This window comes from Pseudomonas sp. ATCC PTA-122608 (assembly GCF_001952855.1).
Taxonomy (GTDB): domain Bacteria; phylum Pseudomonadota; class Gammaproteobacteria; order Pseudomonadales; family Pseudomonadaceae; genus Aquipseudomonas.
Genome location: NZ_LPNO01000001.1, coordinates 270462 through 286083, shown reverse-complemented (window position 1 = coordinate 286083; position 15622 = coordinate 270462). Strand labels below are relative to the sequence as shown.

General features: G+C 62.4%; 12 protein-coding genes. 3 read left to right on the top strand and 9 right to left on the bottom strand.

Translation table 11 applies throughout. The features are described 5' to 3' along the window. Positions 1-2 precede the first annotated feature (2 nt). The 9 genes from AU074_RS01390 to tssA form a co-directional block, all read right to left on the bottom strand. A complete protein-coding gene (locus tag AU074_RS01390; RefSeq protein ID WP_076013180.1) occupies positions 3-1949 on the bottom strand; it encodes a type VI secretion system Vgr family protein in 1947 nt (648 codons plus the stop codon). Positions 1950-2106: 157 nt separating this feature from the next. Further along, positions 2107-4785, bottom strand: a complete 2679-nt coding sequence (tssH, locus tag AU074_RS01385; protein ID WP_076013179.1) for a type VI secretion system ATPase TssH — start codon at positions 4783-4785, stop codon at positions 2107-2109. Further along, entirely contained in the window at positions 4778-5821 is a 1044-nt protein-coding gene (tssG, locus tag AU074_RS01380) for a type VI secretion system baseplate subunit TssG (protein ID WP_076013178.1), read from the bottom strand. Before tssG ends, tssH begins: the two co-directional genes overlap by 8 nt. Next, entirely contained in the window at positions 5785-7644 is a 1860-nt protein-coding gene (gene tssF / locus AU074_RS01375) for a type VI secretion system baseplate subunit TssF (RefSeq protein ID WP_076013177.1), read from the bottom strand. Before tssF ends, tssG begins: the two co-directional genes overlap by 37 nt. Further along, on the bottom strand, positions 7641-8156 hold the full coding sequence (tssE, locus tag AU074_RS01370; RefSeq protein WP_076013356.1) for a type VI secretion system baseplate subunit TssE: 516 nt from the start codon (positions 8154-8156) through the stop codon (positions 7641-7643). The genes tssF and tssE overlap by 4 nt, the downstream gene beginning before the upstream one ends. Before the next feature lie 78 nt (positions 8157-8234). Continuing rightward, a complete protein-coding gene (locus tag AU074_RS01365; RefSeq protein WP_003213345.1) occupies positions 8235-8723 on the bottom strand; it encodes a type VI secretion system tube protein Hcp in 489 nt (162 codons plus the stop codon). A gap of 173 nt (positions 8724-8896) precedes the next feature. Then, complete coding sequence (tssC, locus tag AU074_RS01360) at positions 8897-10393, bottom strand: type VI secretion system contractile sheath large subunit (RefSeq protein ID WP_017476732.1); 1497 nt, start codon at positions 10391-10393, stop codon at positions 8897-8899. 2 nt (positions 10394-10395) lie between these two features. Further along, positions 10396-10902 (bottom strand): type VI secretion system contractile sheath small subunit, encoded by a 507-nt coding sequence (gene tssB / locus AU074_RS01355; RefSeq protein WP_010168268.1) that lies wholly within the window; start codon positions 10900-10902, stop codon positions 10396-10398. Positions 10903-10956: 54 nt separating this feature from the next. Beyond that, positions 10957-11976 carry a type VI secretion system protein TssA gene (tssA, locus tag AU074_RS01350; RefSeq protein WP_076013176.1) on the bottom strand — a complete coding sequence of 340 codons (1020 nt, stop codon included), beginning with the start codon at positions 11974-11976 and terminating at the stop codon, positions 10957-10959. A gap of 404 nt (positions 11977-12380) precedes the next feature. On the opposite strand from tssA, the gene tagH reads away from it, so the two are divergent. From tagH to tssK, 3 genes are read left to right on the top strand one after another with little or no spacing between them, the layout of a single operon-like run. Continuing rightward, positions 12381-13709: a type VI secretion system-associated FHA domain protein TagH gene (tagH, locus tag AU074_RS01345; RefSeq protein ID WP_076013175.1), complete on the top strand. Its 1329-nt coding sequence runs from the start codon at positions 12381-12383 to the stop codon at positions 13707-13709. Positions 13710-13761: 52 nt separating this feature from the next. Further along, on the top strand, positions 13762-14268 hold the full coding sequence (tssJ, locus tag AU074_RS01340) for a type VI secretion system lipoprotein TssJ (protein WP_076013174.1): 507 nt from the start codon (positions 13762-13764) through the stop codon (positions 14266-14268). A gap of 14 nt (positions 14269-14282) precedes the next feature. After that, positions 14283-15617 (top strand): type VI secretion system baseplate subunit TssK, encoded by a 1335-nt coding sequence (tssK, locus tag AU074_RS01335; RefSeq protein ID WP_076013173.1) that lies wholly within the window; start codon positions 14283-14285, stop codon positions 15615-15617. The last annotated feature ends 5 nt before the right edge of the window (positions 15618-15622 follow it).

Here is a 15622-nt window from a genome sequence, read left to right as displayed (position 1 = left end):
CGTTATTGACCAGCGCCGGGCTTGCCAGGGAATTTTGATTCGACGGCGGACTTGATCGTGCTTTGCACGCCTTGGGCACCGGGCACCGTGCCCTTGTCACTGCCCACGTTGATATCCAGTTTGCCCTTCGTCTGGATTTTGCTGCTGCCGGTGGAAAACAGGTTGAACGAGCCACAGGTCAGGTTGATGTCTCCACCGGCCTTGAGCTCAATCACACTGGCGCCGCACACCAGGCGAATACTGTCGCCCGCCTCGATGGTGTAGGTCGTGGCGGCACTGTCAGACTTGGCACCGCCCACAATCACGGTGTCGTTGTTGCGCACAACCCGCAGGCGGTTACTGCCAATCGTCACCGTCTCGTTATGCCCAATACTCTTGTTCCGGTCATGCCCCACCGAATGACTTTCATCCACCTCAACCACGATGTCCTGGTTACGCTCGGCATGGATGTACAACTGCTCCAACCCCTTCTTGTCCTCCATGCGGATTTCATTGAAGTTGGCCGGCGTGCCGCCTTTGCTGGAGCGGCTCTTCATCCCGCTTTGGGTGGCGTTTTCCGGCAAGTCGTAAGGCACCGTCTGCTCGGCGTTGTACACGCGGCCGGTAATGATCGGCCGGTCCGGATCACCCTCGAGAAAGCTCACAATCACTTCCTGACCAATCCGTGGAATCTGCATGGAGCCCCAGTTTTTCCCGGCCCATGACTGCGATACACGAATCCAGCACGAGCTGTTTTCGTTGGACTGGTCGTGACGGTCCCAATAGAAATGCACCTTGACCCGGCCATATTGGTCGGTCCAGATTTCTTCGCCTTTGGGGCCCACCACCAGCGCCGTTTGCGGGCCTTTGACGATGGGCCGGTAGGTGTTGGCCAGCGGGCGGAAACTCTGTTGCGCGTCGATGCAGGTCAGGGTGCTTTCGAACTGGGCCGAGGCTGCGCCACCGCCGCTTTCGAGGCTTTCCTGGGAGATGTAGTAGCGGGCGCCGACGATCAGGTATTCGCGGTTCTGGTCGCGGCGGCTGAAGCCGGTGAGGCTGAACAGGTGGCCGGAACCCAGGCCCCGTGCGTTGCCGCTGAACTCCACTTGTTCGTGCAGGGTTTGCAGGGCTTCGATGCGGGTGCGTGCGTAGTGTTCGCCGTCTTCGCTTTTGACGTAGGTGCCGGGGTAGTCGTACAGCGGGTAATCGCCGGCGGTGTGCGGGCGCGGCATGGCCGAGCGTACGTCGATGCTGGCGCTGGGGCGCTGGAAGTCGTAGTCGTTGAGCTCAAGGGAGCCGGGCTGCACTTCCTGCGCCAAGTGCCAGTTGTGCATATGGTCGCGTTCGCGCTGCTGCTCGTCCTTGGGGTAGTAAGGCACCGAGGCGTAGCCGGGCACGTTGGCGTGGGCACCGTAGGCATCGGCCAGCACCAGCACGTGGCGGTCCTGCTCGTGGCGGAAGAAGTAGTAGATGCCTTCCTGTTCCATCAAGCGGCTGACGAAATCGAAGCTGGTCTCGCGGTACTGCACGCAGTATTCCCACTCGCGGTACGGCCGGCTCAAGGCGTCTTCGAAGTCGGAAAAACCCAGGTCGCGGAACACCTGCTTGATGATCTGCGGGATGCTCAGGTTCTGGAAAATCCGGCAGTCGGAGGTGCGGCTCAGCAGCCACAGCCACGGGCGCAAAGTCACCTGATAGCTGGCGAACTGGCCCTGGTCGATGTTCTGGCTGCAGCGGGCGACGATGCCGTGGAAGTGCCGCTCGCCACCGTCCGCCAGTTGCAGGTTCAGGCTCATCGGCTTGCCCAGCAACTGGTTGAGGTCGATGTTGGCGTCCAGCGAGGTCAACTGCAGTTCAAAATTGAACAGCCGACCCAACTCTTCACCGCCGCCCATTTCATTGAGCAGCAGCACATCCGGCCCCAGGGGACTGGTGATCTTGGCCAGGCGTGACGATTGGTTGAATAACATCGGTTAACCCGTAAATTGCGTAATAACTGTAGGAACCGGCTCCAACTGTGGGAGCGGGCTTGCTCGCGAACGCGGTGAATCAGTCACCGGATGCATCAACTGATCCACCGCATTCGCGAGCAAGCCCGCTCCCACATTTGGATTGCATTTCGTCAGTTCAATCCGCGTCGCTGAAGTCGTAGTGCAATTCGTTATCCCGCGTGCTGATCCGCACTCCCGCCAGCGCCTTGCCTTCGAGCATGCGGGTGAGGAATTCGCGGCTCATGTCCGGCAGCAGGCTGTTGGTCAGGATGGTGTCGATCATCCGCCCGCCGCTTTCGGTTTCGGTGCAGCGGGACACGATCAGGTCGACGACTTCGTCGTCGTAATCGAAGGCGACTTTGTGGGTGTTCTCCACGCGCTTCTTGATGCGGTTGAGTTGCAGGCGGGTGATCGCTTTCAGCATCTCGTCGCTCAGCGGGTAGTACGGAATGGTCACCAGGCGGCCGAGCAGCGCCGGCGGGAAAATCTCCAGCAACGGTTGGCGCAGGGCCTTGGCGATTTCCTCGGGCTCTGGGATGTTCGCCGGGTCTTTGCAGACCCGGGAAATCAGCTCGGTACCGGCGTTGGTGGTCAGCAGGATCAAGGTGTTCTTGAAGTCGATCACCCGGCCTTCGCCGTCCTCCATCACGCCCTTGTCGAATACCTGGAAGAAGATCTCGTGCACGTCCGGGTGGGCTTTTTCCACCTCGTCCAGCAGCACCACGCTGTAGGGTTTGCGCCGCACGGCTTCGGTCAGCACCCCGCCTTCGCCATAGCCGATGTAGCCCGGTGGCGCGCCCTTGAGGGTCGACACGGTGTGGGCTTCCTGGAACTCGCTCATGTTGATGGTGATGACGTTCTGCTCACCGCCGTACATGGCTTCGGCCAGGGCCAGGGCGGTTTCGGTCTTGCCCACGCCGGAGGTGCCGGCGAGCATGAACACGCCAATCGGCTTGCTTGGGTTGTCGAGGCCGGCGCGGGAGGTCTGGATGCGCTTGGCGATCATCTGCAAGGCGTGGTCCTGGCCGATGATGCGCTTCTTCAGGTGCTGGTCGAGGTTGAGCACCGTCTCCAGTTCGTTGCGGGCCATGCGGCCCACCGGGATGCCGGTCCAGTCGGCGACCACTGAGGCCACCGCCTGGTAATCCACGGTCGGCAGGATCAGCGGGGTTTCGCCTTGCAGTGTGGAGAGGCGCTGTTGCAGGTCGACCAGTTGCGCACGCAGCTCGTCGCTCTCGTTATTACCCGCATCACTGTCAACCACACCGGCTTTTTCACGCAACGTCGCACGGGTGGCGAGCAACTCATCCACCAGGGTTTTCTCTCCGGCCCAGCGGGTTTCCAGGGTGGCCAGGCGCTCGCGTTCGGCACCCAGCAGCGCTTCGCTGTTGGTCTGGCGCGCACCGATGGCGATGCCGATCGCATGCTCGCGGGCGATGATTTGCAGCTCGGTTTCCAGTGCCTCGATTCGACGGCGGCTGTCGTCGACTTCCGCCGGCACCGCGTGCAGGCTGATGGCGACGCGGGCGCAGGCGGTGTCCAGCAGGCTCACGGATTTGTCCGGCAATTGACGCGCCGGAATGTAGCGGTGGGACAGCTTCACTGACGCTTCCAAGGCTTCATCGAGGATCTGCACCTGATGGTGTTTTTCCATGGTCGAGGCCACGCCGCGCATCATCAGCAGCGCCTTGTCTTCCGACGGCTCGGCCACTTGTACCACCTGGAAGCGGCGGGTCAGGGCCGGGTCTTTTTCGATGTGCTTCTTGTACTCGGCCCAGGTGGTGGCGGCCACGGTACGCAAGGTGCCACGGGCGAGGGCGGGTTTAAGCAGGTTGGCCGCGTCACCGGTCCCGGCGGCGCCACCGGCACCTACCAGGGTGTGGGCTTCGTCGATAAACAGGATGATCGGTTTCGGCGAGGCCTGCACGTCTTCGATGACCTGGCGCAGGCGCTGTTCGAACTCGCCTTTCATGCTGGCGCCGGCTTGCAGCAGGCCCACATCCAGGCTGCGCAGTTCCACATCTTTCAGCGCTGGCGGCACGTCGCCGGCGACGATGCGCAGGGCGAAGCCTTCGACCACGGCGGTCTTGCCGACGCCGGCTTCACCGGTAAGGATCGGGTTGTTCTGGCGGCGACGCATTAGGATGTCCACCAGTTGGCGGATCTCTTCGTCACGCCCGACGATCGGGTCGAGCTTGCCGCTACGGGCTTGTTCGGACAGGTCGACGGTGAAGCGCTTGAGGGCTTCCTGCTTGCCCATCGCGCTCGGGGCCATGGCGCCGCTGGCTTCGCCGGGTACGGCGCCGGCATTGAAACCGTCGCTGGCACTCAGTGCATTTTCGGGCGAGTCGCCGACGTACTCGTCAAAGCGTTCGCTCAGGGCTTCGGCCTTGATCTTGTCGAACTCTCCAGACAACCCCAGCAGCGCATGGCGCAGGCTTGGCGTCTTGAGGATCCCCAGCACCAGGTAGCCGGTGCGCACCTGGGTTTCGCCAAACATCAGGCTGCCGTAGACCCAGCCACGCTCGACCGCTTCTTCCACATGGGACGACAGGTCGGTGATCGACGTCGAACCACGGGGCAGGCGGTCCAGGGCTTCGGTCAGGTCACGGGCCAGGCGCGCCGGCTCGACGTTGAACTGCCGGATGATGCGGTGCAGGTCCGAGTCCTGCAGCTGCAGCAACTGGTGAAACCAGTGGGCCAGTTCCACATACGGGTTGCCCCGCAGCTTGCAGAACACGGTGGCGGCTTCGATGGCCTTGTAGGCCACGCTGTTGAGTTTGCCGAACAGTGCGGCGCGACTGATTTCACCCATGCTCTGGATTCCTTGAGGTGTTGGCGTGTTCGGCGTAATGCCGGGCCAGGATTAGGTCGTTGGCGTCATGCTCGGGTTGGCCGAGCCAGGTGTTGAAACCGAGACGGAACTGGCCATTGAGTTGCAGGGCCGGCACTTGCGGTTGTTGCAGGATCAGGTTCAGGTCCCAGTCCAGTTCATGGCCCAGGTACTCCGCGACCCACGCCACCAGCTCGTTGAACGGCTGGCTGCCAGGCAGCATGCCCATGTAGTCATCGAGCTTCAGGGGGCCGAGGCGGATACGGAATTTGTGCTGGCGGTCCCACACGTGGCTGCCCAGGCAAAAGTCCACGCCCAGCTGGTTGGCGCTGACACTCACGCGGCTGCGCTCGGGCAGTTCCAGCCATTGGCCGACGTATTCTTCGATCTCCACCGGCAGGCCGAAGTACTCGCCGAGAATCGCTTTCAGGCCATCCGGGTAGCGGGTTTGCGCCGACAGGTGGCCGCTGTAATGCAGCTTCGCCGTGTCGGGGATCAGGCCTTGGTTGAGCAGGCTCGGTGTACCGCGACCACTCAGTGCCGCGAGGCGCGCCGACCAGTAGTCATCGTCCGGACGGTCATGGCTGACGGTCGGCCGTGCCTCGGCCCATGCGCGATAAAACAGAGTCAGCAGGCGGTGGTGGAACACATCCAGAAAGCGCTTGCTGGTGCTGTCGGCGTTGTTGCGCTGGCGCTCACGCACGTACTCGGTGATGTGCAGCGGCAGCGGGCCGTTGGGGCCGCCGAGGCCGAAGAAGAACTGCTCCAGCCGTGCCGGCTGGCCTTCAGCCCCAGGTTCGACCGAGGCCAATGTGGCCGGTGCAAAGGTGCAATCGGCCTGCTGCCCGAGACGCAACGGGTCATCCGCCAGGCGCAGGGAATGTCCCAGGCGTGGCAGGTCCGGCGATTCGCACTCGATACGACGCAGCGCCTGGAAGAAGTCATATTCCCAGGGCTCCTGATGCATAGCATCCAGGGTACTCACAGGGTCGGACGGCGTCCGGGCTTGGCTTTCCATCGCATGATCTCGCCGCGTTCGGTGGTACGGATCACCGTCTCGGTAAAACTGTTGATCGACACATAGCGTGCCAGGAACCGTTCAAACACCGCACCGAGCAGGAACACGCCGGTGCCGCGGAACGCGTTTTCATCAAATTCCAGGGTGATCTCAAGGCCCCGGCCAAACACGATCGGGCCGGGCATCGGCAGGCGGCGGGTCACCGCTTTGCTGCTGACTTCCCGCAGGCCTTCGATCTGCAATTGCAGGGCGGCGTCGTTGCTGTCGCCATACAGGCGCAGCAGTTCACGCAGCGCGGCGGCGCCCTGGCCTTGCTCGCTCAGCGACAGGTAGTTCAACGACAACTGGCTGATCAGGCGCCAGGCCTTGGCGTCATGGGCATGGCTGGCGCGCGGGCGGCTTGGCCCGGCGACGCAACGCACGGCCAAGACCGGCGCACTGTCGGCCAGGGTGAAGTCGGTCTTGCCGTTGCCCACACTCATGAACAACGGCAAATCGCGGTTGGTGCACAGCGCGGTAACGCCCAGTTGGCGCAGGTCATGGCGGTACGGCGCTTGCTGGGTGTCCACCAGGCTGACGAAGGTTTCGCTGCCCACATAGGTGGAGCGCGGCCCGTTGCGGCGCTGGTCGCTGGACAACACGCGGGGTTCGCGGCGCACCGTGTAGTAAGCCTGGTCACGGCCATAGCGCGACGGATCGCGTACTGCGTAGAACGGCAAGAACGGTTGCTCCGGTCCGGTGCCGTGGCCCGTGATGCCACTCAAGGAGTGAATCTCGAAATCCATCGGCCGCGTGCGGTCGGCGATCACATGGTGTTCGTTGACCCGCTCGGACAAGTGGATCCGGTCCACGCGCTTGGGAAACAGGTTGATCGCCGGGGTGCAGAACGGCACGAATTGCGCCTTGCCGATGCTGCCTTCCAGGCTCGGATCGTGGCGGTCGAACAGCACGATCAGCTCCAGCTCCTGGCCGTCACAGCGCTTGACGGCGCGGCTCAGCTCAGCGAATTCAACGAATAGAAAACGGTGGGGCAGGGCGAAGTACTCCTGGAGCAAGCGATAGCCCTGGAATGCCCGAGGCACCACCGGCATTGCCGCATCGGCGTCGTCGAAACCCCGGGAGCGCAAGGCATCCGGCGGCAGGCGTTCCACCCAATCACCGCCGGGCTTGCGCGCGAACACCGCACAGGCATTGCCCAGCAGTTGTTCGTAGAGGCGGAACGGTTGTTCGTCGGCACCGCTGAGGTACAGCGGCAAATTATCCAGGGCGAGGCTGTTGAACGGCAGCTCGGCGCCGGTACGCAAGGTCAGGCGAAGGCCGGCCTTGGCCTTGGGTTCGCTGGCGGCCAAACGCCCGAGTACCGTGGACGGGTTGCCGAAGTACTCGGCCTGGGCGACCTGCAACGGCCACAGTGTCACCGGGTGCGCGGTGCGGTACTCGCAGCAGGTCTGGGTTTCGCGGCCCAAGGCGGCGCGCAAAACGGTGTCGCGGGGCAGTGGAAAACCACTGGCCAGGGAGCCTTCATCGGGATCGGCCTGCAACTGCACCACGGTCATCGACGGGGTCGGCGCCAGGTAGTGCGGGTAGGCGATCTCCAGCAGGTTGTTGGTGAAGGTCGGGTACTCGGCGTCGAGTTTGAGCTGGACCCGGGCCGTGAGATACGCAAAGCCTTCGAGCAAACGCTCGACGTACGGGTCGGCGCAGTCCATGCCGGACAGGGTCAGCCGACTGGCGATCTTCGGGTATTCCTTGGCGAACTCGGCGGCGCTTTCGCGCACGTGGTGCAGTTCCTGGTTGTACAGCTCCAGCAGGCGCGGGTTCATGGGCGTCTCCGCTGGTCGGCGTTGACCATACGCACATGGCCGGATTCCAGGTCCAGGTCGGTTTGCAGCAACAAGCGCAATGGCACCGGCTGCGCCCACAGGTCGCCCTCGATCTCGAAACTCAGGGCGTTATGGTTCATCTCGCCATGGCCGACGCGCGCCTTGACCCGCAGGGTATGACGCAGGATACGCGGCTCGAAGGTGGCGATAGCTTGTCGAATCAAGGCTTCCAGGGCACTGACGTCGACACTGGAGACACTGTTGCCCGCCAGGGCAGGCAGCCCGTAATTGACCACCGACGTACCGGCCGGCGTGTGCAGCGTGGCATCGGCGTTGAGCAGTGAAGTGGTGTTGAGCAGCCACGTCAGGTCACGCAGCACCGAGGCTTTCAATTGGCTCAGGGACAGCACGCGTTTGTCGGCGCTTTCCTTGGGATTGGTCGGGTCATCGTCGGTCAACCGGTCCAGCAGGGACGGTTGCAGGCGATCGCGGGAAGCAATTTCAGTTACCACCAAAGCAGCTCCACGGACGGGTTGCGAGAGGAACAGGGGGCTTGCAGCCGCCACTTGGGGTGGCGGCTACAGGGGCAATCAGCGTTTGGTGTTGGAGCGAATGTTCCAGCCAAACTTGATCGCGCCGCCGTCTTTGGTGCCGTCGGCTTTCTGTGGCTGGTAGTCCACCATCACCTGGGCAAAGTTCAGGGTCACGTTTTCGGTCAGGCGGTCATCGCTGCCCGAACCGCCGGTGCTCAGGGAGGTAACCAGCACTTCTTCCAGGTTGATGATCATGTACTCGACCTGGCTTTCACCGCCGGCCTTGCGCACGGTCAGCGTGACCTTGTCGATGTGCTTGCCGCTGGCGCAGTGCATCATCAGGTTAGGCGAGGCCTTGTCGACGTACTTGGTCAGCGACAGGTCCTGGATGTTCACCTTGCCCGCGCCGCCGCCACCGCCAACGTGCATGTTGCCGGACTGGGCCATGCCCCAGCTCCAGTTCAATACGTCGATTTCGTCCTTGTGGGCCTTGTCCATGGACTCGCCCTTGATGTCGCCGATCTTGATGAAAATATCAACAGCCATGTTTTCTCCCTGTGTGGACTCAGCCACGATATTTGGTTAACCCAAGGGCGGTGCTTTTCTGTGGGAGCCGGGCTTGCCCGCGATGGCATCACTGCGGTCTGACTGACAGACCGCGTCGCCTGCATCGCGGGCAAGCCCGGCTCCCACAAAAGCCCGATCCCGGCGGATCTTTATTACGCGCCTTTCGCCGAAGGCAGTTTCGATACCAGGCGCAGCGACACGGTCAGCCCTTCAAGCTGGTAGTGCGGGCGCAGGTAGAACCGGGAGTTGTAGTACCCCGGGTTGCCTTCAACGTCTTCCACGATCACTTCGGCAGCCGCCAATGGGTGCTGGGCCTTGGTGGTTTCGGTGGAGTGCGCCGGGTCGCCGTCCACGTAGTTGAGGATCCAGTCCTGCAACCAGCGCTGCATCTCGTCCTTCTCTTTGAAGGAACCGATCTTGTCGCGCACGATGCACTTCAAGTAGTGAGCGAAACGGCAGGTGGCGAACAGGTACGGCAGGCGCGCGGCCAGGTTGGCGTTGGCGGTGGCGTCCGGGTCATCGTATTCGGCCGGCTTCTGCAACGACTGGGCGCCGATGAAGGCGGCAAAGTCGGTGTTTTTCTTGTGCAGCAGCGGCATGAAACCGTTCTTCGCCAGTTCCGCTTCACGGCGGTCGCTGATGGCGATTTCGGTCGGGCACTTCATGTCCACACCGCCGTCATCCGTCGGGAAGGTGTGGGCCGGCAGGTTCTCGACTTCACCGCCAGACTCCACGCCACGGATGCGCGAGCACCAGCCGAAGTGTTTGAACGAACGGTTGATGTTCACCGCCATCGCGTAGGCCGCGTTGGCCCAGGTGTACTTGGAGCTGTCGGCACCGTCGGTGTTTTCTTCGAAGGCGAAGGCTTCTACCGGGTCGGTCTTGGCGCCGTACGGCAGGCGCGCGAGGAAGCGCGGCATGGTCAGGCCGATGTAGCGTGAGTCTTCCGATTCACGCAGGGATCGCCAGCCGGCGTATTCCGGGGTGGTGAAGATCTTGGTCAGGTCGCGCGGGTTCGACAGTTCCTGCCACGAGCCCATGCCCATCACAGTCGGCGAAGCCGCGGCAATGAACGGCGCGTGCATCGCGGCGCAGACTTTCGACAGCTCGCCCAGCAGCTCCACGTCGGGAGGCGACTGGTCGAAGTAGTAGTCGCCCACCAGGCAACCGTAAGGTTCGCCACCGAACTGGCCGTATTCTTCTTCGTACATCTTCTTGAAGATCGGGCTCTGGTCCCACGCGGTGCCCTTGAATTTCTTCAGGGTCTTGTGCAGGTCCGGCTTGGAGATATTGAGCACGCGAATCTTCAGCTGCTCATCGCTCTCGGTGTTGTTCACCAGGTAGTGCAGGCCACGCCAGGCGCTTTCCAGTTGCTGGAAATCCTGGTGATGGATGATCTGGTTGACCTGGGCGGTGAGCTTGGCGTCGATGGCGGCGATGATCGATTCGATCGACTTGATCGCGTCGTTGGACACCAGGTCCGTCTGGGCCAGTGCCTGCTCGGCCAGGGTGCGCACGGCGGTTTCCACGGCTTCGCGAGCACGCTCGGTCTTGGGTTTGAATTCTTGCAGCAGCAGCGACGCGAACTCGCTGGTTTCTTCGGTAGCGCCCAGGTTCTGGGCGCCTTCGCGGGCGGTATTCTCGGTCATGATTACTGGTCCCCTGCCGGCTTCGGCGCGCTCGCAAGGGCCTGCAGCAATGCCGGGTCCTTGATCGCTTTCATGATGATTTCTTCAGCGCCGGTCTTGCCGTCCATGTAGGTCAGCAGGTTGGCCAGCTGCGTGCGGGCTTCGAGCAGCTTGTTCAGCGAGTCGACCTTGCGCGCCACAGCGGCGGGGCTGAAGTCGTCCATGCTTTCAAAGGTGATGTCCAGGCTCAGGTTGCCTTCGCCGGTCAGCTCATTGGGCACATGGAACGCGACGCGTGGCTGCATGGCCTTGAGGCGCGAGTCGAAGTTGTCGACGTCCACTTCAAGGAACTTGCGGTCGGCCACCGGCGCCAGAGGCTCGGCGGGCTTGCCGGCGAGATCGGCCATCACACCCATGACGAAGGGCAGCTGGACCTTTTTCTCGGCGCCGTAGAGCTCGACGTCGTACTCGATCTGCACCCGAGGCGCACGGTTGCGCGCGATGAATTTCTGAGAACTTTGCTTCGCCACGTTGCTGCTCCTGGTCGCTTGAGCGACGGTGTTGTAACTGCGCGATCCGTACGCTTATTCGCTGTCCGGCCCGCGCAGATTTTCAAATTGGGACATGCCGTCGGGAATCAGGTTGCGCACGATGGCCGCAAAGTCGGCGTGCACCAGATTCTTCGCTCGGTTCAACAGCACCGGCAGCGGGCTCGAAGGCTCGTGGCGGGTGTAGTACGCAAGTATTTTGTCGAGGCTGCGCAGCACTTCATCGCGGCTCGCGATGTCGCCGGTTGGGCGTGCTGCAACGGGCGCGGCGGCGTATTCAACCGAGGGGGCATTGTCGTCACTGACAACCTCGGGCTCGCTGGCGGCGCCGCTGTGTGGGGCATATTGGTTGAGTATCTGCACGGCCTGCTTGAGCAGTTGCTTCAAGGGGCCGAGGTCTACGCCCTGGGCGGAACCGACCTGGTCGCTGACGTATTGTTCGATGGCATCACAGGCGGCGCGGGCGGCGTTCAGCGCGTCGCGGGTGGCTTGCAGTTGCTCGGCATCGCTGTCGAGGAACGCGCCGTTGAGCTGTTCTGCGCCGAGGCTTTCGCCGGGGAAACTCTGCAGCCCGCTGGCATTCAGCGCGGCGCGCAGGCTGACGGGGCCGAAGGTGCGCGAACGGGTCAGAATGGCTTCGCGCAGCAGGCGGATGTTCGCGTCGCTGGTCACGCCGCTGAGGGCGTTGATGCGCACGGTGGGGTCGTTGTCGTCATCGGCATCCAGGCGCGGATGCAGGTCGGCCCAGTATTCGCGCAGCAGCGCGTTGATCAGCGTGAGCGCGTCGGCAAGCCCCGCGATGCCCTGGAGGGCGAGGGCGCTTTGCAACAGGAAATGGGTGATGCGCAGGTCTTTGCTGCGTTGCAGGAGGTCGAGGCTTTGCTGCTGGATGCTGCGCCATTCCGGAGGTTCGGCGGGCAGGATCGAGTCGCCCATGCTGCGCTCGGGTTGACCCTGTGCGGCACGCTCAAGATGCAAATAATCGGCGTCATATTCCAAGTCTTCGCCACAAGGCGAAGTCGCGGAAACGGCGGCGAGCAGCAGAGGCACATCCACTAAATTCGATCTCCCTATCAGCCCGTTAGATGACGGGCAACTCATGCATTAGTTGCGCGAGGAACTTTGCATGTTTTCTTGGTCATATTTAGCGCTTTGACATCATGCTGATTTCAAAGTGCCATCATTGGTGTTCAAGAAGTTGTGCATTTTTGGTGTAGTACTTATGCCTTGTCAAGGTAAGCTATTCGCCCTCTATGACAGATGTGCGGTGCTTAACATCCTGCGCGACCGATCAGTCGAAGCAGGTGCCGAGGCAGGATTTTTGTCATACAGGCCGGTTAAGATCAGCTATTACGCGGGTTGAAGCAGGCTTTCAAGGTTTTGAAAGGATCTGTCGTGGATCACTCGGGAGCATTTCTCCCAGGGAACGGCCGCGCGCGAAGTATCAGCAAGGAGGCATGATGTCGCTGTGTTTGACTATCACTAGTTATCACAAGATTACCCCTGGCCAGTGCCCTGAAAAGTCCATGGATCAGGGAGCGATGGCTATTGGCCGCGGTTCCGAAAATGACTGGATACTGCCTGACCCGGAGCGCCTGGTTTCCACGCAGCATTGCGTTATTCAATACAAAGATGGTCGTTATTATCTAACTGATAACAGCACTAACGGTGTTGAGCTAGTCAACGCCGGTATCCGTTTGCGCCGGGGAAACAGCGAGCCATTGCAAGACGGTGAGCTGATCCGCATCGGTGATTACGAAATCCAGGCGCGTATCGATTTCAACCTGAAAGTGACAGATACCCCGTCTTTCACCGGTGACGCCTCCAACAGCTTCGAAGCCCTGATGGGCGCCGCCGTGAGCACCCCGACGCCGCACCCGGTCATCGCGCCGCAGTTCCAGGGCGCCTCGTCGATGGACACCCTGCCGGACCTGTTCGACTTCCTGGCGCCCAACAGCGTGCCGCCGGCCACCGTGCACGACCACGTACCGGCCGAGCAACACGATTTCCGCCCGCCAACACCGCTGCCCGTGGCTGAGCCGCCTGCGCCGGTGGTCTCGGGCTCAATCATTCCCGACGACTGGGATTTGTTTGGCGATGCCCCGGCACCCAAGCCTGTTGCGCCGCCGCCACTACCTCCTCCAACACCGATTATCGAGCCACCCAAGGTTGAGCAACCGCTCCCGGTGGTCGACGCCAACCCACCCGATTTGCTGCAAGCCTTCCTGCGCGGTGCCGGCCTCGATCAGTTGCGGCTGGACAAGGCCCAAGCCGAAGCCCAGATGGAAAGTATCGGTCGCAGTTACCGGCTGATGGTCGAAGGCCTGATCGACGTATTGCGTGCCCGCAGCAGCCTCAAGGGTGAGTTCCGCATGCAGCAGACGGTGATTCAGCCGGTGGAAAACAACCCGTTGAAATTCGCCCCCAACGCCGATGAAGCGTTACTGCTGCTCCTACGTCACAGCAACCAGGCGTTTATGGCGCCGGACGTGGCGGTTCGCGACAGTTTCGACGATCTGCGTGCACACCAATTGGCGGTAATGGCCGGGGTCGAAGCCGCCATCAAGCACCTGCTGACGCGCTTTGAACCGGCGCAGCTCGAAGAGCGCATGGGCAAGCCCGGCGGGCTGTCGAGCATTTTCAACGGTTCGCGCCAGGCCCAGTACTGGCAGCAGTTCACCGAGCTCTACAGCAATATTTCCCGCGAGGCCCAGGAAGATTTCCAGGACTTGTTCGGGCGTGAATTCAGCCGTGCCTACGAAGAGCACAGCAGCCGACAGCGTCACTAACAACGCAGTACATGGAACAACGGATAGCTAAGTACGTCATTGAGGACGCAGGATGATTCCCAGGTTTTTACTCGCAGCCGCCACCGCGCTTCTGCTGACGGCGTGTGCCAAGGATGCGGCCAAGCCCGAAGCCCCCGAGGCTGAGGCAGACACCGCCGCCGTCGAGCTGCATTTCCACGCCATCACCGGGCTCAACCCCGGCGCCAATGGCCAGGCAGCCCCGGTACGGGTGCGGATTTTCGAACTGAAAAACGCCGCCACCTTCAGCCGTTCCGACTACTTCGCCTTGGCCGATCGCGCCCAGTCGACCCTCGGCCTCGACCTGCTCGACCAGGACGAAGTGGTGATCCAGCCCGGCCAGCAATTGAGCATTCAGCGCGACCTCGACCCGTCCACCCGCCAGATCGGCCTGCTGGTGGGCTATCGCGAACTGGACCGCGCCGTGTGGCGCACCGTGCTTAACGTGCCGGCGCGCCAATACACCGAATACCAGATCAGCCTCGATGTGCATGCGGTGCGTGCCGACGTCGTGGTTCCCCCATCCAGCCCTGCCCAATAAGAATCGGAGCCCCCATGTCCTGGAACAATCGCGTGGTCTGGTCGGAAGGCATGTTCATCGGAACGCAGCACTTCCAGCAGCATGACCGTTACCTGGAAAACCTGATCGATGCGCGCAGCCGTCCGTTGTCGGCAGGGGCCTGGGGCTTCTCCGAATTGTTGATCGACCAGGGCCTGTTGGCCCAGGGCAAGCTGGCGATTGTCTCGGCACGCGGTTTGTTGCCCGACGGTACGCCGTTCAATATCCCCCAGGACGACCTGGCGCCGAGCCCGTTGAACATCGACGACCACCTGCGCGATGGCCTGGTCTACCTGGCGCTGCCCCTCAAGCGTGCCGGCGCCCGCGACACCGTCGACGAAGGCGAAGCCCTGGAAGCGGCGCGCTACGTCAGCCAGGTGCGCGAAGTGCGCGACGACAACGCCCCCTTTGAAAACCGTGCGCCGGTGGCGGTCGGTTCCCGTGCCCTGCGGCTGTTGACTGCCCAGGATGGCATCAGCGATTACGCAGCCATCGGCCTGGTGCGCATCAAGGAAAAACGCGCCGACCGCGCCCTGGTGCTGGACGACAGCTACATCCCGCCGGTACTCGACGTGGCTGCCAGCAAACCGCTGACCGCGTTTCGCAGCGAACTGCTGGGCCTGCTGCACCAGCGCGGCGAAGCGTTGGCCGGGCGCGTAGTGGCTTCGGGCGCCGGTGGCGCTTCGGAAATCGCCGACTTCATGCTGTTGCAACTGGTCAACCGTGCCCAGCCGCTGATCCAGCACCTGAGCCAGTTGAGCCCGCTGCACCCAGAGCGTTTCTTCAGTGAGCTGGTGAGCCTGGCCGGCGAGTTCTCGACCTTCTCCACCACTGGCCGCCGCCCCCAGGAATACCCGCAATACCAGCATGACGACCTGGCCCTGAGCTTCACCCCGGTGATGCAGGCGCTGCGCGAAGCACTGTCGATGCTGATCGACAGCAAGGCCACGCCGATCCCGATTGTCGAGAAAGCCTACGGCGTGCACGTGGCGATGCTGGCCGACAAAACTTTGATCGACAGCGCCAGTTTCATCCTGGTGGTGCGTGCCGATGTGCCGGGCGAAACCCTGCGCGCGCGTTTCGGCCAGCAAAGCAAGGTCGGCTCGGTGGAACACATCCGCGACCTGGTCAACCTGCAACTGCCGGGCATCGGCCTGCTGCCGCTGCCGGTGGCGCCACGGCAGATTCCGTACCACGCAGGCAGCACCTATTACGAGCTGGACCGGGGCAGCGAGCACTGGCAGCAACTGAGTAATTCCGGCGGTTTTGCGTTCCACATCGCCGGCCAGTTCCCGGGGTTGAACCTGGCTTTCTGGGCCATCCGAGGATAATCCGC

Bases quoted from the DNA above. Each gene is read 5' to 3' on its own strand.
- tssH (WP_076013179.1), bottom strand. From the start codon at position 4,785: ATGGGTGAAATCAGTCGCGCCGCACTGTTCGGCAAACTCAACAGCGTG.
- AU074_RS01365 (WP_003213345.1), bottom strand. From the start codon at position 8,723: ATGGCTGTTGATATTTTCATCAAGATCGGCGACATCAAGGGCGAGTCC.
- tssG (WP_076013178.1), bottom strand. From the start codon at position 5,821: ATGGAAAGCCAAGCCCGGACGCCGTCCGACCCTGTGAGTACCCTGGAT.
- tssJ (WP_076013174.1), top strand. From the start codon at position 13,762: ATGATTCCCAGGTTTTTACTCGCAGCCGCCACCGCGCTTCTGCTGACG.
- tagH (WP_076013175.1), top strand. From the start codon at position 12,381: ATGTCGCTGTGTTTGACTATCACTAGTTATCACAAGATTACCCCTGGC.
- tssC (WP_017476732.1), bottom strand. From the start codon at position 10,393: ATGACCGAGAATACCGCCCGCGAAGGCGCCCAGAACCTGGGCGCTACC.
- tssK (WP_076013173.1), top strand. From the start codon at position 14,283: ATGTCCTGGAACAATCGCGTGGTCTGGTCGGAAGGCATGTTCATCGGA.
- AU074_RS01390 (WP_076013180.1), bottom strand. From the start codon at position 1,949: ATGTTATTCAACCAATCGTCACGCCTGGCCAAGATCACCAGTCCCCTG.
- tssF (WP_076013177.1), bottom strand. From the start codon at position 7,644: ATGAACCCGCGCCTGCTGGAGCTGTACAACCAGGAACTGCACCACGTG.